Origin of the sequence: Streptomyces sp. RKAG293 (assembly GCF_023701745.1) — a bacterium.
Lineage (GTDB): Bacteria > Actinomycetota > Actinomycetes > Streptomycetales > Streptomycetaceae > Actinacidiphila.
On record NZ_JAJOZB010000001.1, the window covers coordinates 934043 to 957536 of the forward strand.

The window sequence follows — 23494 nt, forward strand, 5'->3', positions numbered from 1 at the left end:
CACGGCAGTCCTGCCAACCCTCAGACCCGGTAGGGCAGTTGCTCCAGCAGGCTCCGGGCCTCCCGCGCGCCGGGGTATCGCGTCGTGAGCCTCGTCCGGAATCCGTCGAGCTCGCGGTTCACACTGGTCCGGTCCGCGGCGACCGCCTCCGGGATCACCGGCGCGGCGGCGGCCACGGCGGCGTCCAGCTGTCCGGAGCACACGAACGCGTCGGCGAGTCGCAGTGTGAGCAGCAGAACGGTCGGCCGATGCGTGGCGGGCAGACAGCTGAGTGACGCCTCGGTGGCCTTGACGGCCTGCCGGGCGACCCACAGGTCCCCGGTGATCGCGGCGGCGTCGCGCAGCGTCCCGCCGATCGACGCCTCCACCTGCAGGCGGCCGGTGGCGCCGGCGAGCCAGGGCGCCTCGAGGAAGTCCCGCCCGTCGAGGCGGTCCAGCGCCCGGCGGGAGAGGACGACGCGCTTGCGGCACTCCGCGAGGTCGCCGCCCAGCGCCCGCGCCCGCGCCTGGTGCAGATGCGACATGGCCACCATCCACGCCCGGCGCGGGTCCACCGCCTCCAGCTCCTGTGCGTAGGCCAGCGCGGACGCGCCGTCCCCGTCGAGGCGGACCAGCGTGCAGACGTCGCACAGCAAGGTGGCCCGGGCCACCACGTCATCGGCGACGTCCGCCCAGGTCAGACCCCTCGTGAACCAGGCCATCCCGAGGATCCGCTGCCCTCGCTCCACCCGGAGCCAGCCCGCTATCTGCGCGCATTCCGCGGCGAGCCGCAGCTGCGGCACCGGCAGCGTCCCGCGCCCGTTCAGCGTCTCGGCCCACCGCACCACGACGCGCAGCACCCGCTCGACCGAGCCGACGGTTTCCGTGGAGACGCTCTCCAGCCCGTCCTGGGTGTACCCGACGATCAGAGCGGTCAGCGCGTGCATGGCGTCGGCGTCGGTGCCGGGCCACATCGCCGTCCGCCCGTGGTCGCCGTCGGCGGCGGTCAGGAGTGTGAGCGCGTCGGCGAGCGGTGGCACCTCGCAGTCGCCGCCGCCGTGCAGCGGGCAGGACAACAGCCGGGTGGGCCAGTGGTCGACGGGCTGCGGCGGGGCCGGTTCGGCAGCACCGCGGGGGGTGGTCGAGAACAGCGTCGCGGGCAGCATCGGCGCGCTGTGGTGGACGTCCGGCCGGTCGGCGAGGATCGCGAGGAGCTCACCACGGCTTCCGAGTAACGAGTCGAGTCGCAGCGGCAGCCCGGCGGGCGGCTCCCGCACGCCGCCCTCCAGCTTGCTGATCAGCGTGTGGTGATACCCCACACGCAGCGCCAGTTGACGCTGGGTCAGCCCGGCCGACCTGCGCAGCGTGCGCAGCCGTCGCCCGAACTCCCCCCACGACTGCCGCGCTGCGACCGTGTCGGCGCTCATGGGCCCTCCCGGACGGAAGTCGTCGTACCGCCACTGCCGTCCCCGACACCGGCGTGCACCGATCGGCGCTGGATCCTACTAGAAGATTGCGTTCGTCGACGTCGTGATTTCCGGCCGAGGGCGACCAAGACGAGCGGTCGCCAGGGAGTGGTTCTCCCAGGCTATGAAACATCCCGCGCCGCTGAGCGGTTCCGGGCCCGTCAGCGGGTTCCTGCTCTCCGGGGCCGCGGCGTTCGGGGCGCAGGTCGCGATGTTCCAGTGGGGCTGGGGAGAGCATCTGTTCGGCATCACGCCGAGCCAGACCATCAGCTTCCCGCCGATCCTGATGCTCGCGATCATCTTCGGGCTCTCCAGCGACTACGAAGTGTTCGTCGTGTCCCGCATCAAGGGGGACTTCACCAAGAACGGGGACGCGCTCAAGGCCGTCGAGCGCGGCACCGGCCTCGCGGCGCGCGTGGTGACCGCGGCAGCGCTCATCATGTTCAGCATCTTCGTGGCGTTCATGTTCACCGACGACCCGATCGTGAAGGCCGTCGGCTTCAGCTTCGCCGCCGGTGTCTTCCTGGACGCCTTCGTGGTCCGGCTCACCCTGGTGCCCGCGTTCATGGCGATCATCCGCGCGAAGATCTGATACCACCCGAAGTGGTTCGACGGGTACATCCCCGACCTCGACATCGAGAGCGACCGTCTCCAGCATCGGCACGCGCCGAGCGGTTCCGCCAAGACCCCGGACGGGCAGCCTGTCCGAGGCCGAGCGGTGCCGGATTCCCAGCCGTCCGCAGTGGGTTGTCAGCTTCCGGCAGTGGGTGGTCAGCTTCCGTCAGGTGCGGCGGTCGCGGCGGCGGTGGCCAGGGGGATGGGCTCCTCCGACACCCAGGGCATGACCCAGGCGGCGTCCTCGTTGGTGATCGCGGTGTCGCAGACGTCGCAGTAGCTTCCGTCGGCGGTCGGCCGGCCACAGGCTAGGTGCACGATCCGCACGGCGATCGTGGGCTCCGCCGGATTCGCGTAGGTGTGGCCCCATGCGGCGAGCGCTTCCAGGACGGGGCGCAGGGCGACTCCCGCCTGCGTGATCCGGTAGTGCGAGCGGATCCGGTTGCCGTCCTCGTAGGGCTCCTTGGTGAGGACCCCGGCGTCGACCAGCTTGCCCAGCCGGTTGGACAGGATGTTGTCCGCGATCCCCAGACCGGTACGGAACTGCTCGAAGCGCGTCGCGCCGAGCGTGGCGTTCCGCATGATCAGCAGCGTCCAGCGGTCGCCGAGGATGCCGGCGGCGCGGCCCAGGGGGCAGGGCCCGGAGGCGAGATCTGTGCTGTTCATACCGGGTTCCCCATTCACTGCCTCTTCACTGCCTTCTGCGACTTGCAGCTTGCAAGCCGCAAGCCCCCATGTTAGCTTTCTTTGTGCAAGCTTGCAATTTGCAAGCTTGGTCCGAGGCTCCATGAGAAGAGTTCCGCCATGATCATCTCCGAACAGACCGCCCTGGTCACCGGCGCCAATCGCGGCCTCGGCCGGCTGCTGGCCACCGAGCTCGTGGCCCGCGGCGCCACCGTCTACGCCGGAGCGCGCAACCCCGACACCATCGACGTGCCCGGCGTGATCCCGATCAGCCTTGACGTCACCGACCCCGAGTCGGTCGCGGCAGCCGCCAAGGCGGCCGGCGCGGTGACCCTGCTCATCAACAACGCGGGGTCCTCCACCGGGGCCGATCTGCTCACCGGCGACCTCAGCGACCTGCAGCTGGAAATGGATACGCACTACTTCGGTTCCCTGTCGATGATCCGTGCCTTCGCACCGGGGATCGCGGCCAACGGCGGCGGGACGATCCTGAACATCCTGTCCGTCCTGTCGTGGATCTCGCTGCCCACCGTCGGCGGGTACTCGGCCGCGAAGTCGGCCGCCTGGTCGATGACCAACGCCCTCCGGGTCCAGCTCGCCGAGCAGAACATCCGGGTCGCCGGACTGCACGTCGGATTCATGGACACCGAGATGGCCGCGACGGTCACCGCTCCGAAGATGGACCCCGCCGCTGTCGCCGCCCTCGCGATCGACGGCATCGAGGCGGATGCGTACGAGATCCTCGCCGACGACCTCAGCCGCCAGGTACAGGCGGGCTTCGCCGGGGGCGTGGGCGCCCTCTACCCGGCGCTGACCTGATCCGGCCTGGCCTGAACTGACCTGACCTGCCCTGGCCTGATTCTCCCGGCCCACGGTGCGCAGCCCGGACGACAAGCGAGAGCCCCCGCCCGGCGCGCGCGCTGCCCGGGCGCGCGAACTGCGCCGGAGTCGCGTACGTGCTGGGCGGGGGCGGTTCGGGCCGTCCCGCGGCATTCCGTCCCCGGGAAGGGAGTGCGGGCGACCCCTGAGCGGCCGGCGAAGGAGTCAGCCCGCTGCCCGGAAGTTCTGGATCACGCGATCAGTTGTGCATCGCGGAGAAGCGCCAGGCCTGGCCGTTGAATCCACCGCAGGTGGACTGGTCGAGGGGCTGACCGCTGTTGGTCATACCCCAGGCCGCCGTCAGGCACAGGCCGCTGGAGCGGTTCCTGAGCCGGTAACTGTCGTTGCCGAGCGACTCGGCGACCCACACCTGCGCGTCGTTGTTGGAACAGTACGACTGGACGACGAGGGCGTGGTTGGCCGGGCCCTGCGGGGTGACGCACTGACCGGTCGACCGGACCCGGAGGAAGTAGGCGCTGGTACCCGCCCAGCCCGACGAGAACTGCTTGTTGTACTTGTTGTCACACGGGAACTGGATCAGGCCGGCGCCGGGCTGGGTGGAGTTGTTGCCCACCGCGGCGCACATGCCGGAGTTCAGGTTGGTCAGCTTGTTGAAGAAGCCGTTGTCGGGGCTGTCCGCCTGGGCGGAGTTGGCAGCGCCGAGCGACAGCAGCGCCGCGGACGAGAGTGCGGCTAAGACCTTGGTCACGTGTCTCACGAAGGACCCCAGTTTCCTGATACCGGATGGATGACAGGGCATGCCCGTGCACCGGTGAGCGAACACCCGGCGCCGGATATGCGATCACCCACGGTGCCCGACCGTGCGCCGTCCGTCCATAGGCGATGCGGCCCGCTCAAGCGCCGTTCCAGGACGGCGTTTCGGCCCGCGGCTCTTGCCCACGGTTCCACCCGCGGTCCTCGCCCACGGTTCGAGCGTGCCGCTACTCCGGCCCCATCACCGGGTGCGGCCTGTAGTCCGCCTCCAGGCGCGCCATGTGTGCCGGTGAGAGGGTGACGTCCAGTGCCCCGACGGCGTCCTGGAGGTGGGCGAGTTTGGTCGCACCGACGATCGGGGCGCTCACGCCCTCCTTGTTCAGCAGCCAGGCGAGGGCGACCCGGGCCGGTGGCAGACCGAGCTCCGAGGCGACCGAACGGAGCGTGTCGACGACGTCGAAGTCGGCTTCCGTGTAGAGCCGGTCGGCGAGCGGATCGGCGCCGCCGCGTGTGGTGGTGCGCTCGCCGCCGCGACCCCGGCCGCCCGCGAGGAGCCCGCGCGCGAGCGGGCTGTACGGCAGGACGCCGACGCCCTGGTCGAGGCAGAGCGGGATCATCTCCCGTTCCTCCTCGCGGTAGACGAGGTTGTAGTGGTTCTGCATGGACACGAAGCGCGTGCCACCGGCGAGCACGGCGGTGTGCTGCGCCTTGGCGAACTGCCATGCGTACATGCTCGATGCGCCGATGTAGCGGACCTTCCCGGCCCGCACGACGGTGTCGAGCGCGTCCATCGTCTCCTCGATGGGCGTCTTGTGGTCCCAGCGATGGATCTGATAGAGGTCGATGTGGTCGGTACCGAGACGGCGCAGGGAGCCGTCCACCGAGGCGAGGATGTGCTTGCGCGACAGACCCCGGTCACCCGGTTTCCCGCTCATCGGGTAGTACACCTTGGTGGCGAGGACATAGTCGTCACGGTCGTCGAAGAGCCGTGCGAGCAGCCGCCCGGTGACCACTTCGCTGGCACCTCTGTCGTACATGTCGGCGGTGTCGAACAGCGTCACTCCCTGCTCCACCGCATGCCGCACGATCGGCTCCGCCTCGTCCTCGGAGAGGTGCCAGGCGCGCCGGCTCGTGTCGCCGTAACTCATCATGCCGAGCCCCAGCCGGGACACGACGAGTCCTGATGCACCCAGGCGGGTGTATTGCATCGCATTTCTCCTTCAGAACCGCTGGAAGAACGCACCGGTTCGGGTTACCTCGGGTCGTCTCGGGTTACCGGACCGATTCAACGCCGAACAGGCCCGGATTCCCATCCGAATAAATCGGTTCCTCCGGCCGGCAGCATCAGGCACCATCAGCGGATGGACAGTTCGGCCGCGCGCGCCGACCGGGACCGGAAGCCAGGACGGTGAATCCCACGATCAGGACCGCGGCCATCGGCACCGAGCGGCTGGAACTGCTGCCACTCCGCGTGGACCACGCCGAGGAGATGGCCGCCGCGCTGTCCGACCCGGCCCTGCACACCTTCATCGGGGGCACCCCGGACACCCCGCGGGACCTGCGCGCCCGCTATGAACGCATGGTCGCGGGCGCACCCGACCCTGCCGTCTCGTGGTGCAACTGGGTGATCCGGCTGCGCGAGGAGACCTCCCTGGCGGGCACGGCCCAGGCGACGATCGGCCCTTCCGGGGACGGCCTGACCGCCGAGATCGCCTGGGTCGTCGGCACCCCGTGGCAAGGGCGCGGCATCGCCACGGAGGCGGCGCTGGGCCTGGTCGCCTGGCTGGCGGGCCAACCCGTCGACGGCCCCTTCACCCTCGTCGCCCATGTCCATCCGGACCACCGGGCGTCGGCCGCCGTCGCCGCAGCGTGCGGACTGACGCCCACCGGCACATGGCACGACGGTGAGATCAGGTGGCGGCGAAGCCTGCGGTGACGCAGTCGGGCCACGGCTGTTCCTGCCCTCCTGCCTCCTGCGGCGGTACCCGCGCCCGTTCCGCTGCGCCCCGCATCGCGCGCGCCCGCCCGCGCTCCGGGCGTGCTTCCGTCCAACGGTTCGCCGAGCGCTGATGCGGACCGGAGGTGGGCAGGTCTAGATGCTTCCGGGCCTTCTCACGGCATCAGCAGGTGCTGTGCGCAGTCCGAATCGTCGAGACCGTCGAAGGACGCCGCCATGACTCGCGCCGTACTCCCTTGCCGCTGCCCCGGCCGCACGACGCCGCACACCCGCTCGGCAGACGCCTGGGCGGTGTGGCGATGAGGAGGTGGTTCCGCAGGCCGCAGCCCGTCGAGACGGCCGTGTCCGACAGCGAGCAGCTGTTGTTCGGCGGGGCGCTGCGCTATGACTACGGATGGGCCCGGCACGAGTACACGATGCTGGAGCACTCGGCGCTGTCCATGGCCCGCTCGGCACCGCGGCTGGTCGGCAGGACCGTACGGCTGGCCTGGCGGGCCGACCGGACCGCCATGCTGACGATGGTCCTGGCCGAGATCTACCAGGGTGCGGCCCACGCCGTCGGACTGCTGGTCACCAACGAGGTGCTGCAGTCGCTGTTCGGGAGCGGGGACACGGTCGCGCGGGTGCACGCGGCGGTGCCGGCGCTGATCGTGGGCATGGTCATCGCCGTGACCAGCGCGGTGGCGGCGTCCCTGTCGACGGCCAGCACCGGCCGGCTGGAGCCGAAGGTCGAACGGCTGGCCACCCAGGAGTATCTGCGGCACGCCGAGCGGGTGGAGCTGGAGGCCGTCGAGGACGGGGCGTTCCGCAAGCTGCTGGACTCCGCGCAGTTCGGCGCCCAGTCCTCCCGCCAGATGATCAGCGCCATGGTGGCGACGCTGAACGGCACGTTCTCTCTCGTCGCCGCGGCCGGGGTGCTCACCGTGCTGCACCCGGTGCTCCTGTTCCTGCTGATGCTGATCGCGGCGCCGCGCGGGTGGGGCGCCCTGCATGTGGCCCAGCGCCGCTATGCCTCCACCATGGCCTGGATCGAGCACGAGCGTGCGGCCCGGGTCATCGGAGAATCGATCACCGGGCGCAGCGCCGCCCAGGAGACCCGCGTGCACGGCGTCGGGAGCTTCCTGCTGCGGCACTTCGGGCAGATGGCCAGGACCGCGGAGGCGGAGCAGACCCGGCTGGCCAAGGAGAAGGCCGCCACCGAGCTCCTGGCCGCCTCGCTGTCGGGCGCCGCGTCGTTGCTGGCGTACGTCACGCTGGCGTGGTTGCTGCTGTCGGGCCGGATGAGCATGGCGGTCGCCGGTACCGCGGTCATGGCGGTACGGACCGGATCGGCGAATCTCGGCGCGCTCGTCGGATCCGTCAACCGGCTGCATGAGGAGTCCCTGTACGCGGGCGACCTGGACCGGTACATCCTCGAAGCCACCGCCCGCGCCATTCCCGTCGGCGGCGTTCCGGTGCCCCGGCACCCGGCCGAGATCCGCTTCGAGCACGTCACCTACCGGTATCCGGATCGTGAGCGGCCCGCCCTCGACGACATCTCGCTCACCATCTCCGCCGGGAGTGTGGTGGCGCTGGTGGGAACGAACGGATCCGGCAAGAGCACCCTGGTGAAGCTGCTCGCCGGCCTCCACAAGGCGCAGGCCGGCCGGATCGTGTGGGACAAGGTCGATCTGGCGGAGGCCGACCGCGATCAGGTCTTCTCCCACATCGCGCTGCTCGACCAGTCCTTCGCGAGGTGGCCGTTCACCGCGGAGACCAATCTGGCGATCGGCAAGCCCGCACGGACCCCGGAGCCGGAGCAGCTGGCCGCGGCGGCCGCGTTCTCCGGCGCGGACGCGGTCATCAACGCCCTCCCCCACGGCATGAAGACCCTCCTGGCCCTGCAGTTCCGCGGCGGATCGGAACTGTCCGGCGGCCAGTGGCAGACCATCGGGCTCAGCCGTACCTGGTATCGCGACGCATCGCTGATCATCGTCGACGAGCCGACTTCGGCGCTGGATCCCGAGGCGGAGATCGCCTGCTTCGAGAAGATCCGCCGGCTCCGCTCACCGACCACCACGGTCGTCCTGGTGACCCACCGCATGGCGGCCGTCCAGCACGCCGACCTGATCTACGTCCTCCACGAAGGCCTCCTGGTGGAACAGGGCACCCACCAGGAACTCCTGGCCGACGAGGCCGGCCGCTACCACCGCATGTTCCAGTCCCAGGCGGACCAGTACATCCCCGGCGGCAACGGAAGGGTCCCAGGCCAGCAGAACCAACCGGCCACGGCCGACCGGCCCGGCCCGGGCGACCGCTGAATCCGGGTGGTTCCGCCGGCCGGGGACCGGTGAGCTGGAGGGGCGTGCCGGATCGCCGTGGGAAGATCCAGGTAGGTCGGCAGTGAGCCGGTCCAGTGAAGGGGCGCTCTCGCATGGCAGCAGGATTCTCGGACTGGAAAGTCAAGAAGCAGTATTCGGAGAATGACCGGGTGTCGTACCTGGGAAAGGAATACCGCTGTTTGGCCACTCACACGTCGAATTCGGCATGGAATCCCAAAGCAGCCGTCACGAAGTGGCAGGAATACAAGCCGTAGCCACTGTATGACCGGCCCCGGCGTGAACCGGCGACGGGCTGCGGTCGCGTGCCACCGGCGGCGGTCGTAGCGTCGAAGTATCGCTCACCGTTGGGAGTACGCCATGTCCGAGCGCGCGGGCTTCGAGCTCACCTTCACCAACCCCCTCCCGGTGGACGGCGCACCCGCCCAGCAGGTCGTCGAGGTTTTCGCGACGACCGCGATCGGGTCGGGCGGATATCCGATCTATGTCGACGCAAGCAAGATCATCCGTGCCGAGATCAGTGACGCGGGACAGGTCCGCATGATCGCGAGCGGCGGCGGACAGCGCCCCCAGTCCCCCTCCGCGGTCCATCGCCTGCCACCGGCCGACCACCGATGACCGATGACGGACGACCACGGGATTGCGGTACGGGGGCGTGGGTGCGGGAGCGGGGTCGGGCCGCGGGGTCGGGCCGCCCGCGGTGGCGGACGGCCCGGTTCGCCGGAGCGCGGTTGGGATCCGGCTCAGGTGGCTGAAGGGGTCAGCCGACGCAGCCGGTGACCGGTTGTGGGCTGCCGATGCAGTTGGTCGGGGTGTTGGCCGTCACCGAGGTGGTGGTCATGGTGGAGGTTCCGGAGGAGTGGATCCCGCCGGGCTGGGTGGCTGCCGTGTTGAGGGTGACCACTGAGCTGGTCATGGTGAGCGTCGCTCCGGCGCTCGCGATGCCGGCCGCCTGGTTCGCGGTGTTGCTCCTGACCGTGCTGCTGGTGAACGTGGCCGCCGCGGCCGCGCCACTGCTGTAGATCGCACCGCCGAGACCGCCCGCCGTGTTGCTGTTGATCGCACTCCCGGTCAGCGTCACCGCGCCGAAGTTGAGAACACCGCCACCGTGGTTGTGGCCCGCGGTCGTCGCGTTGCCGCCGCTGAGGGTGACCGCGTTGAGGGCCAGGCCACCGGACGCGGCGACCTGGACGATCCGGAACGCGGCGGCCGTCGCCGACCTGGTGATCGTGTTGGCGTTCCCCGAGAAGGCGATCGGCGTGGTGATGATCGGCAGGCCGTCGGGGCCGTTGACGCCGTCATTGCCGTGGGCGGAGGTGAGCGTGTAGGTGCAGCCCTTCGTCAGGGTGATGGTCCCGCCACCGGCCGTGTTGGCCGCGTTCACCGCGGCGATGAGCGCGGTTTCCGAACACGGAACGGTGACGGCGGCCCCCGCCTGTGCTGCGGTGGGGAGGAGGCACGCGGCGCCGGTGGCCAGCAGAACGGATCCGGCCAGGGCGAGGGAGGTGCGGTGCATTCGCATGAGCGCTTTCATGGGACTGAAGACCGATGGTGGTTGGGCCGAAGCCCAAACGTCCCGCAAGCGCGGTCACCGGGGGTCATTCCAGAGCTGATCCGGACAGCGCACCACATAGGTTGGCGCCGCGTCACCCACCGTGTTCCGATGGACCAACTATCGTCCGAATCGCCCTGCATTAACCCATCTACCCATCCCGGATGACTCCAGACTGTCACAATTCAGCCAGTTCCTGGCCGACAGTGTCGGCCAGTCGCGCGCCCAAGTCCGCGCGAGCCGACCCGATCCGCCACACCGCGGCACGTCCCCGCTCGGCCGGGCGCAGCAGTTTCGCCGTCCGATGAGCCGGATTCGGCACGCAATCGGCGAAGCTCTTGCCGGCCGGCAGGTCGGCGATGCGCTGCACGCCCCGTTCCGCCTCACCGCCGGCTATCACGAGGGAACTCCGGTCGGATAATCAGCCGCAATGGCGGCGCCCCGTTTTCGACACCAAATCCAGAACCTTTTCCAGAATTCCTTTCATGGGACCCGCATGGAATACTCCACGCCAGCCGTGGATCACTGATGGGTCGTCAACCCGACCGGCCCCTGCCGAAATGCGGGCGCGAGCGCCGCCGCTCCTGTGCGGCTCTGCGACGCCGCCGCTGCCATCGCCACCCTCGCCACTCCGAAAGGCCGATCGATGACTCCGCTCAGCCGCCGCACCTTCCTGTCGGCCGGCGCCGCCGGCGCGGCCACCATGGTCGGCCTCTCCGCCCAGGACGCCGCCGCGGCTCCCACCGGCACCGTGGCCGACGTGAAGCACGTGGTCATCCTGATGCAGGAGAACCGCTCCTTCGACCACTACTTCGGCACCCTCAACGGCGTCCGCGGCTTCGGCGACAAGCAGGCCCTGCAGTTCCCCGGCGGCGGCGACGTCTTCCGCCAGCCCGACCCGGCCCGCACCGACGGCGGCGTCATGCTCCCGTACCGGATGGACACGTCGAAGTACAACGCGCAGAACGCCGCCGGCCTCCCGCACGACTGGTCCACCGGCCACCAGGCCGTCAACAGCGGCGCGATGAACGCGTGGATCGCCGCCAAGGGCGAGCGCACCATGGGCTACTTCACCCGCGCGGACATCCCGTACCAGTACGCGCTGGCCGACGCGTTCACCCTCTGCGACGCGTACTTCTGCTCACTGGCAGGCCCCACGATCCCGAACCGGCTCTATCTGTGGAGCGGTACCTCGGGACCGGGCCGGGACGGCACCACCGGCCCATGGACCGACAACACGGCGAGCGCGGACAATCCCGTCGCCGACTGGACGACCTACGCGGAACGGCTGGAGGCCGCCAAGGTCAGCTGGCGGGTCTACCACAATCCGACCGAGGACGATCTGACCGGGGACTACGGCGACAGCGCGCTCGCGTACTTCCGGCAGTTCCACACCTTTCCCAAGAACGACCCGCGGTACGTCAACGCGATGACGAAGTTCGATCTCACCGTCTTCGACCAGCACTGCAAGGACGGCTCGCTGCCCACCGTCTCCTGGCTGGTCGCGCCCTACGTGTACTGCGAACACCCCACCGCCAGCCCGGACTACGGCGCCTGGTGGGTCAACTCCGCCCTGCAGTCGCTGATGTCGAATCCGCAGCTGTGGAAGGAGACCGTGTTCCTGGTGATGTACGACGAGAACGACGGCTACTTCGACCACATGATCCCGCCCACCCCCGAGGCCGGCACCCCCGAAGAGTTCGCCCAGGGCCGGCCGGTCGGGCTGGGCAGCCGGGTGCCGCTGTGGGTGGCCTCCCCCTGGTCGCGTGGCGGATACGTCAATTCGCAGGTCTCCGACCACACCTCCGTACTGCGCTTCCTGGAGAAGGTGACGGGCGTCCAGGAGCCGAACATCAGCGCCTGGCGCCGGACGGTGTGCGGCGACCTCACCAGTTGCTTCGACTTCACCGACCCGGACTACACGATCCCCGAACTGCCCGACACCGTCGCGCTGATGGCCAAGGCCGACGCCGGAGCGAAACTCCCCGCCGTCGCCCTGCCGGCCGCCGGCACCCAGTACGTGCCCGCGCAGGAGACCGCGGCGCGGCCGCATCGCAGACTGCCCTACGCCCCGGGCGCCGACCTCGCGGTCGACCGCGCGACCGGTGTACTCACCTGCACCATGACCAACGCCGGGACGGCCGGCTTCCACTACACCGTGTACCCGAACATCACTCACCCCTTCGCCGGCACCCCGTTCACGGTCGCCCCGGGCGGCTCGAAGGCGTACACGTGGGTCACGTCGGCGGCCGACGCACGCTACGACTTCAGCGTGCACGGCCCCGACGGCTTCGTCCGCCGCTTCGCCGGGACCGTCGTCCGCGCCGGCCAGAACGCCGCCGCGGTGCCGTCGGTGACGGCGTCCCCCGGTGAATCCCTCGTCCTGAACCTGGTCAACGACGGCCTGACCGGAGTCACCTTCACCATCACCCCGAACGACCACGCCGGCACCGCGCAGACCGTCACGGTGGCCCCCGGCTCCCGCACCACCCTCGCCTGGCCGCTGGACGACGGCCGCTACGACGTCACCGTCACGGCGGGCACCGGCACCGGGTTCGTCCAGCGCTACGCCGGAACCGTGCACTGACCCGCCGCCCGCGCCGGAACTCCGCCCGGACCGACAGGAAGAGCAACCTGAGGGTGACGGGAAATGCCTCCCTCACGGCCTTGGGCGGAGGTGTGGACGGGCGAGTGCGCGGGGTCTGGGGTGAGGCGCGCCAGGCCCGCCGCGCGGGCCCGCAGATCACCCCTCAGCACCTCCTCCATACCCTGCCCGACCTGGTCTTTCGTCGGTTTCTGGCATAGGATTGCCCTTCGCGAAGGGGGGTCCGGATGGACCGGAACATCCGTACGGTCGACGACGTTCTGCAGCTCCTCGACGGCCTGTTCGCGCCGGGGGCCGATCGCTGGACGGCCGGCGCGGCCGACTGGTGGGACGGCTTCTACGCGGACCGTTCAAGGCCGGTGCCGTTCTTCGTGGCGAGGCCGGACGAGAGCCTGGCCTCCTACCTCGACCGAGGCCTGATCGCTCCGGGCCGCGCGCTCGATCTGGGCTGCGGCCCCGGCCGCAACGCGCTCCACCTCGCCTCGCTGGGCTTCGAGGTGGACGCCGTCGACCTCTCCCCCGCCGCCATCACCTGGGCCGAGGACCGCGCCCGCGAGGCGGGAGCCGACATCCGGTTCCACTGCGCCGACGCCTTCGCCCTCACGGATACCGAACTGAACGGCCCCTACGACCTCATCTACGACTCGGGCTGTTTCCACCACCTGCCGCCCCACCGCCGCATCAGCTACCTCGCCCTCCTCGACCGCGCCCTCGCCCCCGGCGGGCATCTCGCCCTCACCTGCTTCGCGGCGGGTGAAGCCGGCATGGGCTCCGAACTCCCCGACACGGACTTCTACCGCGAATCCGGCCTCCAGGGCGGACTCGCCTACACCCCGGAGTCCCTGCGCTGGATCTTCTCCGACCTGACAGAGATCGAACTGCGCCGCATGCACGACGAACCGCCCGAGTCCCCGTACTTCGGCGAGCCCTTCCTGTGGACGGCCCTGTTCCGCCGCGACGCCGAGGCCCGGTGGTCCGCTCGGTAGCCGGCTCGGCAGTCCGCTCAGCAGTTTCGGCTGTTCCGGGAGTCCCGAACCGGATCGCCGCCCTGTCCGAACATCGCCCCCCGGCCTGAGGGCCGACCCTAGGCTCAGGGGCATGCTGATACCGAACTGCTACGCGTGCGGCAAGGAGTCCCGGTTCGATGACCTGCCGCCGCGCGAGCGCATCGTCGCCGACGAGCACTGGCGAGTGGTCCACGCCCTCGACACAGCGTTACCCGGCTGGCTGGTGCTCCTGCCCCGCCGCCACGTCACCGCGGTGCACGACCTCACCGACGCGGAGGCCGCCGCACTCGGAACCTGGCAGGTCAGGCTCTCCCGGGCCCTGCACCGGGTGACGGGGTGCACGAAGACCTACGTCATACAGTTCGCCGAGGCCGAGGGCTTCGCCCACGTCCACTTCCACATCGTGCCGAGGATGGCGGATCTGCCCCGGGAACTGCGGGGCCCCCACGTGTTCGGCCTGCTCCAACGCCCCGAGCAGGAGTGTGTGCAGGCCGACCGGGCCGACGAAATCGCCCGCGCCCTCCGTCGTGAACTCACATCATGACCAGCCGTCATGACCAGCCGTCATGACCAGCACACCGGGTCACACATCAGCGGGGGCGACACCCCGCTGTCTCCTGAGCGTTCCGGGCCTTCATCCGGAACGGTCGTCTGGAGCAGCTCGCCGGGGTTCACGAGTCGGCCGTCGACCGGAACGCGGCGACCAGCCCGGGTCCGAACTCCGCCAGCAGCAGCCCGGAAGCGGCCATCAGCAGGACGCCGGAGCCGGCGAGCGTCCAGCGGAAGCCCCGCGTTCCGATCCGGTGCCGGGCGCGGGCGATGACGAGGGCCAGCGACGCCTTGCTGCCCACCAGCAGGAGGTAGAACCCGAACAGGAACGACCCGGCCTCCAGTGACCCGTGCCGCCAGGCCGCGACGAGCAGCGGCGCACCCGTGGTGAGCCAGAACATCCACGGGTGCGGGCTGAGGAGATTGGCCAGCGCCCCCTGCCACAGGGCCCGCTTCGCCTGGTCCCCGGCATCCGACCCGTCACGGCTGGGCAGTTGCGCGGTCCGGGCCTCGCGCAGCGTGGACAGCGCCAGGTACAGGAGGAAGATCCCTCCGACGACGCCGCCCATCGAGATCGCCGAGTCCGGCAGCATCGCCAGTACCGTCACGGCCGACACGATCACCGGCAGGTCGGTGAGCAGCGGAACCGCGGCGACCCTCAACCCGATGCCCAGACCGCCCCGCAGCGTCCCGGACAGCACCAGCGCGAGCAGCGGTCCCGGACTGATGCCGGCGCTGAAACCCAGAGCGATCCCCAAAGCGAGCTCTCGCACAGCGCTACGTCTCCTCAAGGTCGTACGGTGTCGTTGCGCGGCCACCACGTGGCCGACTGCCCCGTGCCGGGCCACCACGTGCCCGGCTGACACATGCCCGACCACCACGTGCCCGGCCGCCCCACGCCCTGTCGTCCAGTGCCCGGCCGCCCCCGCCGCCAAGGTAGCGGGTCTGCCGCGGCGCACCGGGCGGTCCTGCCGTCACTCCCACAGCCGGTCGGCGGCCGCGCGCACCGCTTCCCCCCTGAGCAGCGGCGCGAAGGCCAGCCAGAGCAGCAGGCCCGTTCCGGCGCCGGCCAGGAGCCCGGCGACGGTGTCGCTGAGCCACTGCGCGTGCAGCCAGGTACGGCTCCACATCATCGCGGCGACATAGGAGCCGCCGATCAGCCACCACCAGCGCCGCGCGCGGGGGCGGAACGCGACCACGGCGACCGCGATCACCAGCGTCGTCGCGGTGAAGACCTCGCCGGACGGGAACGAGCCGCTGTTCACCAGCACCCACGGCCGGGGCGGACGTGGACGGTCGACCACCTGCTTCAGCGGCAGAATCACCAGGATGTTCGCGAGGACGGCGGACGTGAAGACGAACACCGCCGACCTCCAACGCCCGTACACACACAGGCAGCCGATCAGGCCGAAGGGGAGGACGAGGCCCAACGGCCCGCCCAGCCGGTCGAGATCGCGGGCCAGGTCGGAGGCCGTACCCGTACGCGCCCCGGTCGTCCACACCAGCCAGCGCTCGTCGAGGCCTTCGAAGAACGGGGGCCGGTCACCGCGGAGCATCAGTCCGATGCCTGCGGCCAGCAACAGCAGGGTGATGCCCGCCACCAGGGCGCCCCGGGGCGGGATGGCGGGGAGATGGTGCCGCGGCGGCGCCACGGGTGGTGGAGGCGGCGGCGGTTCGGACAGGTGAGTCGCGTTCTGCATGATCGGCCTTTCACGGTCGGCTCACCGGGCGGACGGGCCCGGGGCATGCGGCGAGGGGACGGCTGTACGCGGGGATGCGGGATGTGCTCTGGGGTCCGTGCAGGATGTGCGCAGGGGGCATCACCGCCGCGCGGCCGGATCGTGGCGGCCCCCCGGTGCGGGGCAAGTGGGACGCCGCGCGATGGGAAGCGGAGCGATCGGGTACGGGGTGGTGCGGGCCGAGGGTGTCCCCGCGCGTTCGCGTCTGGGGTGCACCCGGCTCCCGGGCGGTCTCGCGCCGCCGGTAGGCATTGCGCATTTTTGACCGTCGCAACGAAGACGATACACATGGAACCGTCCCCCGCCGACCCCGAGGCGGCACGGCATCAGCGTCCGCACGGACGAAAAGCATGGAATCCCAGGCCCACCCGGACGGGGAGCACGGATTCCCCGGCCCACCTCACCACGGCGCCTCGCGTCCGCACCGCCCCGGAACCAGATTAGTTACACGTGCATATATCCCGAGCCGACCGATCATCACGATCCGTATCGCGGTTCGGAAACAGATCTGGTGCGGGGAGCGGAAGGGTGCTACACAGTGCTTACCGCGTTGGATAACACGTGTAACTAGTCACAGCGATGACGTGCCCGCACAGCCCGGGTCACCCGCCACCACCGCTCGAACCCGGGCCGCTTCACCCTCCCCCGCTCCCGTCCCACGCCACCGCTCCGTCCCTCAAGGAGTCGACATGTACGCCCTCAGCACCCGCCGCGCCCCGGCCGCGGCCCTCGGACTCCGGAGGACGCCGTGACCGCGACCGAAGTACTCCAGCCGACCACCCGCCCCGCACCGGAGACGCCACGACACCGTGGACTCCTCACGCTGCTGCTGGTGGCCAACGCCTCCATGCTGGCGGTGTACATGGGTGTCGGCGCTGTTCTGCTGCCGACCCAGATCGAGGCGATCGATCCCGCCCACAAGGTCGCCATCCTGGGCGTGGTGGGCGGCATCAGCGCGGTCTTCGCCACCGCTTTCAACCCGATCGCGGGCGCGCTGTCGGACCGGACCGGCCGGCGCAACCCCTGGATCCTGGGCGGTGCCTTCGCCTCACTGGCGGGCCTGGCGTTCATCGGCAGTGTGCACACCGCGCTGCTGGTGGGCATCGGCTGGTGCCTGGTGCAGGCGACGATGAACGTCTACCAGGCCGCGGTCACCGCCGTGGTGCCCGACCGCATTCCCGCCGCCCGCCGTGGAACGGCGTCCGCACTCGTCGGGCTGGCGCTGCCGATCGGCGGCACGGTCGGCGTGCTGATCGGCTCGCAGACCGCGCACCATCTGCGCACCGGCTACCTGGTGTTCGGCGTGCTCGTCGCCGGTGCCGCGGTGCTGCTGACGACGCTCTGCCGCGACGTGCCCCGGCACGAGCCCGCACCGGCCGTACCGCGCCGCGAACAGCTGGCCGCCTTCCTGTCGGCGCTGTCCCATCACGACTTCCGGTGGGCCTTCATCGGCCGCGCCCTGATGGTGCTGGGATACTTCTCGGTCGCCGGATACCAGCTGTACATCCTGGACGATCACATCGCGCTGCCCGCCGGTCTGGAACCGGCCGCGGCGATGGCGATCCTCACTCCGGTGTCGATGGTCGCGATGGCGGTCTCGACCGTGGTCGGCGGTCTGCTCTCCGACCGCTGGAACCGTCGCAAGGTGTTCGTCGCCGTCTCGGCCGCCCTCGCGGGACTGGTCATGGCGGTCCCCGTGATCAGCCCCACCTGGACCGGGATGATCGTCTTCAGCGCGCTCAACGGTCTGGCCTTCGGCTGCTTCATGGCGGTCGACACCGCGCTGGTCACGCTCGTCCTGCCCAGGGCGGAGGACGCCGCCCGGGACATGGGCGTGCTCAACATCGCCAACGCGGGGCCGCAGATCATCGCCCCGTTCGTCGCGTCCGCGATCGTCACCACCCTCGGCGGCTACACCCCGCTGTTCCTGGTCGGCGGCGCCCTGTCGCTGCTGGGCGCGCTGGCGATCCTCCCCATCCGCAGCGTCCGCTGACCGGGCCGACCCGGCCCACCCGACAATCCGGCTGCCGGCGCTCACTCCGGCATCCCCGGCATCACCCCCGTCCCCGGTCTCCGCGCCGTCCGCCGGATCCCCGGAGAGCTGATCCCGACAAGAACTCCGGCGGGTCGCGGACCGTCCACCGGTCCGCCACCCGCCGGTCCCACCGCTGCCCCGACACAAAGGAGCAACATCGTGAGACGTCAGCACGTGCTGTCATCGGCCGCCCTGCTGCTGTGTTTGTCCGCCGCATCTGTGACGCTGCCCGCAGCCGCGGCCCAGCCCGCCGCGTCCTCCGGCCCGCTGCGCATCCTGCTCACCAACGACGACGGCTACAACGCGCCCGGTATCCGGGCCGAGTACGACCGGCTGACCGCCGCCGGCCATCAGGTCACCATCGTCGCCCCGCTGCAGAACCAGAGCGGCGCCGGGACGAAGATGATGAGCGCGACCAGCGTCGTGGTGCAGCACCCCGAGGCCCGGGTGTGGGCCGTGGACGGCACCCCGGGCGACGCGGTGGCCTTCGGACTCTCCCAGGTGTTCGCCGACCGGGCCCCGGACCTGGTGATCTCGGGCACCAACTTCGGGACCAACGTCGCGGGCTTCGCCACCCACTCCGGCACCGTCGGTGGCGCCATCGCCGCCCTCGAACGAGGCATCCCCGCGATCGCGGTGAGCACCGGCAGTTTCTCGGTGCCCGCCCCCGGGCCCACCCTCAACGCCATGCGCGTCACCGCCGACTTCACCGTCAAGCTCATCGACCGGCTGCAGGCCCGCGCGAAGTCCGGGCACCTGCTGCCCGACGGTGTCGGACTGAACGTCAACCACCCCATCGTCGGCGCGGACGGCACCGGCACCGCGCGCGGTGTCTCCCTCACCTTCCAGGACGCCCAGACGGTGCTCACCCCGCACTACACCGACGCGGGCGACGGCACGTGGAAGGTCACGGTGTCCTTCGACCCGCTCGCTCCCGCGAAGGGCTCCGACGTGGCGGCCGTGAACGCCGACAAGGTCTCCATCGCCCCCATGAACGCCGACTGGAACAGCGGCCCGGCCGACTTCGCGGCGGCCACCGCCCTGCTCGCCGGGCTGCGCCCGTGACCGACCGCGCCGCAAGGTCCGGGGCCCGCACCCGACGGCCCCTTCATCTCGTGGTTCTGTTCGCGCTGGCCGCCCTGTTCCTCCAGGCGCTGCCCGCTTCCGCCGCGCCGACCGCCGGAGCGTCAGTGAGCCCGCCGGTGGTGGCGGTCTCCGACGGCGTCCTGCGGGGGCAGGCCCATGACGGGGCGCAGGAGTTCCTCGGCATCCCGTACGCGGCGCCGCCCGTCGGCGACCTGCGGTTCCGGGCGCCGGAGCGGCCGGCCCGGTGGACCGGGGTGCGGGACGCGACGACCCAGGCACCCGCGTGCCTGCAGTTCTCACCGTTCGGGCTGCGGGACCCGCAGGCCGTCAGCGAGAACTGCCTCTACCTCGACGTGTACCGCCCCCGGGACGCGCGCCAGGGAGCGGATCTGCCGGTGGTCTTCTGGATGCACGGGGGCGGCTACAGCCAGGGCACCGGGACCCAGTTCGGTGGCCGCACCATGGCCGACCTCACTCATACCGTGGTGGTCAGCATCAACTACCGCCTCGGTCAGCTCGGTTATCTGGCGCTGCCGGAACTGGCGCGGCAGAACGCGCTGCGTTCCGGGTCCTGGGGGCTGATGGACCAGCTCGCCGCCCTGCGGTGGACCCAGCGCAACATCGCGACGTTCGGCGGCGCACCGGGCAACATCACGATCTCGGGGCAGTCCGCGGGCAGCGGCTCGGTCTGCTCGCTGCTCGCCGCACCGCAGGCCGCCGGGCTGTTCTCCCGCGCCATCCTGCAGAGCGGTCCGTGCACGCTGCTGGCCGCACCCGACCGCGCCCAGGCCGAGACCGCGGCCCGGAGCTACGCCGCCGCGGCCGGCTGCCCCGACCCGAAGGTGAGCGCCGCCTGTCTGCGGGCCGCCCCGGCGGACCGGCTGACGGCGGCCGCCGTCACGCTGCCGACGAGCGGGCCCGCTTTCGGTGATCTCCTGCTGCCCGCACAGCCCTCCGAGGCGATCGCCGCCGGGGCCTGGAACAAGGTGCCTGTCCTGATCGGCGGCAACCGCGCCGAGAGCAGGCTCTTCGTCGCGCTGACCCAGCCGTACCTGACCGCGCAGCAGTACACGGACCAGATCACGGCCACGTACGGGCCGGCGGCCTCACAGGTGCTGGCACGCTATCCGCTGGCCGGATACGCCAGCCCGTACCTCGCGATGTCCGCGCTGCTCACCGACTCCACCTTCGCCTGCCACACCTACTGGACGGCGGACACCTTCGCCGGCCAGGTGCCCACGTACGTCTACGAGTTCGACGACCCGGACTCACCGACGCTGTACGGGGCGCAGGTCCCGGGAGTGGACATGGCCAACGCGCACAGCGCCGAACTCGCCTACCTCTACGACTTCACCATGGGCGACCGCCCGCTGACCGGTGTCCAGGTCGACCTCGGCAACCGGATGAAGCGCTACTGGGCCGCGTTCGCCCGCTCCGGCAACCCCGGCGTGGCCGGACAGACACCGTGGCCGCCGGCCGGCCCCCGGCACACGGTCCTCACCCTGAACCCCGTGGCCGACCGTACGTCCACCGCCTTCGCCGCGGATCACCAGTGCGGCTTCTGGGCCGCGGCGACCGCGCACGGCACCCGCTCGGCCCAGAGGTCGCTCCTCTGACCGGCTGAAGCACCGACCGGACGCACCGCCGACCCGCCTCTCGTGCGGGTCGGCGGTGCACGTTCGGCCGCCCCGGCGGGTCATGTCCTCCTGACCGGTTCCCGGCTCGCGCTCGGCCTGATCACGACCGGTCCTGGATCCGGGGATCCGTCCCCCGGTCCGGGACCGATGGGTTGGTGCCCTCCGGGACCGGGTAGCTGAGTCGGGCGTCCGCTTTCCGGAGGGAGGAGGTCCACCGGCCTCGCACACCGGCCGCTCACCGCACCCAGCCGGCAAGGAGTCAGCGTGACCGCGAAGCCCCTCCTCCTCATCGATGTGGACGGCCCCCTCAACCCGTTCGCGGCACGGCCCCACCAGCGACCGGACGGCTACACCACGCACCGGACGCGGCCCTCCGGCTGGGACCTGCCCTGGCAGAAGCCGCTGCGGGTGTGGCTCAACCCCGCCCATGGCCCGCTGCTGATGGCGCTGCCGTTCGACCTGGTGTGGGCGACGACGTGGGGCGCGCAGGCCAACCGCTGGATCAGCCCGCGCCTCGGTCTGCCGGAACTTCCCGCCATCGACTGGCCTGAGCTCCACGCCCGACGCGACGACGGCACGTACTTCAAGACCCACGACATCGTCAGGTACGCCGCCGGCCGGCCGTTCGCGTGGATCGACGACGAGATCCGGGTCCCGGACCGCGAGTACGTCACCGCTCACCACTCCGCGCCGTCCCTCCTTCTGCGTATCGAACCGAGCGTCGGACTCCTCGCGGCGGACTTCGACGAACTCGCCGACTGGGCGCGCGGACTGGCGGGAGGAGAGCCCGGGAGCGCGGAGTGAGCCTGCCGGACGGCCCCTGACCTCGCTCCCAGAGGAACGGAGGATGACAGGACTGTCGCGGAATCTTGTCGTCACCATGAATATGTCGACGCCTGTCCCGGTCCGTGGCTGGAGGCGCCAGTGGTCTATACCTTTGCGAGTAGGGTGATCACTGGATCGTCCATCATGCGCCCGTGGGGGGACACTTGACCGTCGACCATCTGCCGCAACCACCGTCGGATCACGAGCTCTACTGGTACTTCGGACCGCAGCGCCGCTGGGTCCTGATCTGCACCTCACTCGCCTTCGTGTTCACGGCGGCGACCATGTTCACCTTCGCGCTGCGAACCCCGGCCCTGTGGGCCTTCCTCGCCGTCCTCGTGCTCAATCTGGTGGCACTGGCGCTCTCGTCGGTCAACAGCCTGCGCCAGCGGCGGTTGACCAGGCACTCGCACGAAGTGCTGACCAAGGCCTGGCAGCCGGCCGAACTGCCGGACGTCGACCTCTATCTGCCGACCTGTGGTGAGCCGCTCGCCGTCCTCGAGAACGCCTACCGGGCCGTGGCGGCCGTCGACTGGGCCGGGGCGCTGACCGTCTGGGTGCTGGACGACGCGGACCGTTCCGAAGTGGCCGCTCTGGCGGCCGCGCACGGCTACCGGTACGTCGTCCGGCCGGACCGGGGGCACCTCAAGAAGGCCGGCAACCTCAATCACGCGCTCACCGTGAGCAGCGGGCAGTACATCGCCATCCTGGACGCGGACTTCGCTCCCCGGCCGGACTTCCTGCACCACCTGGTGCCGTACTTCGCCGACCCCGGCATCGGCATCGTCCAGAGCCCGCAGTGCTTCGACACCGACGAGTCGATGGACTGGATCCAGCGCGCCGCGGGCTCCGCCCAGGAGTGGTTCTTCCGGTGGATCCAGCCCTCCCGGGACGCCAGTGACGCGGCCATCTGCTGCGGCAGCAACGCGGTCTACCGGCGCACCGCGATCGACGCGGCCGGCGGGTTCGCCAAGCTCGACCACAGCGAGGACCTGTACACCGGACTCGCCCTCTACGAGCGGGGGTTCCGCACCCTCTACGTCCCGGTGCTGGTCGCCAAGGGCACCTCGCCGGACAATCTCTCGTCCTTCGTGAACCAGCAGTACCGCTGGGCGATGGGCAACCTGCACCTGATCAGGAACTCCGACCTCCAGCGCATGGGCGCGCCCTGGCGGATGCGCCTGTGCTTCTACGAGGGCATCGTCGGCTATCTGACCGCCGCGGTGAACACGTTCGCCGCGCCGCTGCCGCCGCTGGTGATGATGTTCTGGTACCCGGACCAGATCCGTCCCTGGCACGTCCTGCCGCTGCTCGCGCCGCTGTGGCTCTGGCATGTGCTGCTGCCCCGGATCAGCCACACCCGGTGGCGGGTCGAGGTCATCCGCGCCAACGTCCTGACGAGTGTCGCCGCCGCGGCCGCGTTCCTGCACACGCTGCGCGGTCACAGCGCCGCCTGGGTGCCGACCGGCGCCGGACGGGTGAAGCCCAGCGGCATGGCACGCAAAGTCGTGCTGATCTCGCTCGCCTGGCTCTGCGGATCCATCGGCGCGGCGGCGGCCGGTCTCGCCCTCTCCGTCGCCCGCAACGGATGGTGGCCCAACTGGGGTCTCGGCCTGTACCTCCTGGTGCAGTGCCAGATCGGCCTCCCGCTGGTCCGCGATCTGATCGCCGAACTGCGTCCCGTGAAGGCCGGGCCCAGGGCTCTACGGGCCGCCCGCCCGGGCCGCCCCGGCATGCTGCCCCGGCGCTGGCCCGAAGCGCTGGCCGCCACCTCACTGCTCCTGCTCACCGCGCTGCTCGCCTCCGGATGGGTCAGTCCCATGCTTCCCTGGCTGAGCTGAAAGGCC

General features: G+C 70.7%; 22 protein-coding genes. 14 read left to right on the plus strand and 8 right to left on the minus strand.

Annotation, left to right across the window (positions count from 1 at the left end; genetic code table 11):
• Positions 1 to 20: 20 nt before the first annotated feature.
• Positions 21 to 1406 carry a helix-turn-helix transcriptional regulator gene (locus LNW72_RS04065; RefSeq protein ID WP_250974072.1) on the minus strand — a complete coding sequence of 462 codons (1386 nt, stop codon included), beginning with the start codon at positions 1404 to 1406 and terminating at the stop codon, positions 21 to 23.
• 163 nt (positions 1407 to 1569) lie between these two features.
• On the opposite strand from LNW72_RS04065, the gene LNW72_RS04070 reads away from it, so the two are divergent.
• Positions 1570 to 2037 carry an MMPL family transporter gene (locus tag LNW72_RS04070; RefSeq protein ID WP_250974073.1) on the plus strand — a complete coding sequence of 156 codons (468 nt, stop codon included), beginning with the start codon at positions 1570 to 1572 and terminating at the stop codon, positions 2035 to 2037.
• Between the two features lie 179 nt (positions 2038 to 2216).
• Here the strand turns inward: LNW72_RS04070 and LNW72_RS04075 are convergent, their stop codons facing one another.
• Positions 2217 to 2726: a helix-turn-helix domain-containing protein gene (locus tag LNW72_RS04075; RefSeq protein ID WP_250974074.1), complete on the minus strand. Its 510-nt coding sequence runs from the start codon at positions 2724 to 2726 to the stop codon at positions 2217 to 2219.
• A gap of 138 nt (positions 2727 to 2864) precedes the next feature.
• Here LNW72_RS04075 and LNW72_RS04080 point away from each other — a divergent pair, with 138 nt between their 5' ends.
• Positions 2865 to 3563 carry an SDR family oxidoreductase gene (locus LNW72_RS04080; protein ID WP_250974075.1) on the plus strand — a complete coding sequence of 233 codons (699 nt, stop codon included), beginning with the start codon at positions 2865 to 2867 and terminating at the stop codon, positions 3561 to 3563.
• 259 nt (positions 3564 to 3822) lie between these two features.
• Here the strand turns inward: LNW72_RS04080 and LNW72_RS04085 are convergent, their stop codons facing one another.
• Both LNW72_RS04085 and LNW72_RS04090 read right to left on the minus strand, forming a co-directional pair.
• A complete protein-coding gene (locus tag LNW72_RS04085) occupies positions 3823 to 4332 on the minus strand; it encodes an RICIN domain-containing protein (protein WP_198357883.1) in 510 nt (169 codons plus the stop codon).
• A gap of 232 nt (positions 4333 to 4564) precedes the next feature.
• Positions 4565 to 5545: an aldo/keto reductase gene (locus LNW72_RS04090; protein ID WP_250974076.1), complete on the minus strand. Its 981-nt coding sequence runs from the start codon at positions 5543 to 5545 to the stop codon at positions 4565 to 4567.
• A gap of 200 nt (positions 5546 to 5745) precedes the next feature.
• Here LNW72_RS04090 and LNW72_RS04095 point away from each other — a divergent pair, with 200 nt between their 5' ends.
• The 4 genes from LNW72_RS04095 (at position 5746) to LNW72_RS04105 (ending at position 9230) form a co-directional block, all read left to right on the plus strand.
• Positions 5746 to 6273, plus strand: coding sequence for a GNAT family N-acetyltransferase (locus LNW72_RS04095; protein WP_250974077.1), 528 nt, complete (start codon positions 5746 to 5748; stop codon positions 6271 to 6273).
• Positions 6274 to 6593: 320 nt separating this feature from the next.
• Positions 6594 to 8594 (plus strand): ABC transporter ATP-binding protein, encoded by a 2001-nt coding sequence (locus tag LNW72_RS04100; RefSeq protein WP_250974078.1) that lies wholly within the window; start codon positions 6594 to 6596, stop codon positions 8592 to 8594.
• 113 nt (positions 8595 to 8707) lie between these two features.
• Positions 8708 to 8869: a carbohydrate-binding protein gene (locus LNW72_RS42030; RefSeq protein WP_374117134.1), complete on the plus strand. Its 162-nt coding sequence runs from the start codon at positions 8708 to 8710 to the stop codon at positions 8867 to 8869.
• Between the two features lie 103 nt (positions 8870 to 8972).
• Complete coding sequence (locus tag LNW72_RS04105) at positions 8973 to 9230, plus strand: DUF6296 family protein (protein ID WP_250974079.1); 258 nt, start codon at positions 8973 to 8975, stop codon at positions 9228 to 9230.
• A 142-nt stretch (positions 9231 to 9372) separates the two neighbouring features.
• Here LNW72_RS04105 and LNW72_RS04110 read toward each other — a convergent pair whose 3' ends face one another.
• Both LNW72_RS04110 and LNW72_RS04115 read right to left on the minus strand, forming a co-directional pair.
• Positions 9373 to 10134, minus strand: coding sequence for a hypothetical protein (locus tag LNW72_RS04110; protein ID WP_250974080.1), 762 nt, complete (start codon positions 10132 to 10134; stop codon positions 9373 to 9375).
• Between the two features lie 208 nt (positions 10135 to 10342).
• Positions 10343 to 10534 carry a hypothetical protein gene (locus LNW72_RS04115; RefSeq protein ID WP_250974081.1) on the minus strand — a complete coding sequence of 64 codons (192 nt, stop codon included), beginning with the start codon at positions 10532 to 10534 and terminating at the stop codon, positions 10343 to 10345.
• A 276-nt stretch (positions 10535 to 10810) separates the two neighbouring features.
• On the opposite strand from LNW72_RS04115, the gene LNW72_RS04120 reads away from it, so the two are divergent.
• The 3 genes from LNW72_RS04120 (at position 10811) to LNW72_RS04130 (ending at position 14320) form a co-directional block, all read left to right on the plus strand.
• Positions 10811 to 12751 carry a phosphocholine-specific phospholipase C gene (locus tag LNW72_RS04120; RefSeq protein WP_285369259.1) on the plus strand — a complete coding sequence of 647 codons (1941 nt, stop codon included), beginning with the start codon at positions 10811 to 10813 and terminating at the stop codon, positions 12749 to 12751.
• A 245-nt stretch (positions 12752 to 12996) separates the two neighbouring features.
• A complete protein-coding gene (locus LNW72_RS04125; RefSeq protein ID WP_250974082.1) occupies positions 12997 to 13755 on the plus strand; it encodes a class I SAM-dependent methyltransferase in 759 nt (252 codons plus the stop codon).
• A 112-nt stretch (positions 13756 to 13867) separates the two neighbouring features.
• On the plus strand, positions 13868 to 14320 hold the full coding sequence (locus tag LNW72_RS04130; protein ID WP_250974083.1) for an HIT family protein: 453 nt from the start codon (positions 13868 to 13870) through the stop codon (positions 14318 to 14320).
• A gap of 127 nt (positions 14321 to 14447) precedes the next feature.
• On the opposite strand, the gene LNW72_RS04135 is transcribed toward LNW72_RS04130, so the two are convergent.
• Both LNW72_RS04135 and LNW72_RS04140 read right to left on the minus strand, forming a co-directional pair.
• Complete coding sequence (locus tag LNW72_RS04135; RefSeq protein WP_250974084.1) at positions 14448 to 15098, minus strand: LysE family transporter; 651 nt, start codon at positions 15096 to 15098, stop codon at positions 14448 to 14450.
• Between the two features lie 201 nt (positions 15099 to 15299).
• Positions 15300 to 16025, minus strand: coding sequence for a phosphatase PAP2 family protein (locus LNW72_RS04140; RefSeq protein WP_250974085.1), 726 nt, complete (start codon positions 16023 to 16025; stop codon positions 15300 to 15302).
• A gap of 787 nt (positions 16026 to 16812) precedes the next feature.
• Between LNW72_RS04140 and LNW72_RS04145 the strand changes: the two genes are divergently transcribed.
• The 5 genes from LNW72_RS04145 (at position 16813) to LNW72_RS04165 (ending at position 23488) form a co-directional block, all read left to right on the plus strand.
• On the plus strand, positions 16813 to 18057 hold the full coding sequence (locus LNW72_RS04145; RefSeq protein WP_250974086.1) for an MFS transporter: 1245 nt from the start codon (positions 16813 to 16815) through the stop codon (positions 18055 to 18057).
• A gap of 201 nt (positions 18058 to 18258) precedes the next feature.
• On the plus strand, positions 18259 to 19164 hold the full coding sequence (surE, locus tag LNW72_RS04150; RefSeq protein WP_250974087.1) for a 5'/3'-nucleotidase SurE: 906 nt from the start codon (positions 18259 to 18261) through the stop codon (positions 19162 to 19164).
• 50 nt (positions 19165 to 19214) lie between these two features.
• Positions 19215 to 20801 (plus strand): carboxylesterase/lipase family protein, encoded by a 1587-nt coding sequence (locus tag LNW72_RS04155; RefSeq protein WP_250974088.1) that lies wholly within the window; start codon positions 19215 to 19217, stop codon positions 20799 to 20801.
• 285 nt (positions 20802 to 21086) lie between these two features.
• Complete coding sequence (locus LNW72_RS04160) at positions 21087 to 21626, plus strand: hypothetical protein (RefSeq protein WP_250974089.1); 540 nt, start codon at positions 21087 to 21089, stop codon at positions 21624 to 21626.
• A gap of 185 nt (positions 21627 to 21811) precedes the next feature.
• A complete protein-coding gene (locus tag LNW72_RS04165; RefSeq protein WP_250980014.1) occupies positions 21812 to 23488 on the plus strand; it encodes a glycosyltransferase family 2 protein in 1677 nt (558 codons plus the stop codon).
• Positions 23489 to 23494 lie beyond the last annotated feature (6 nt).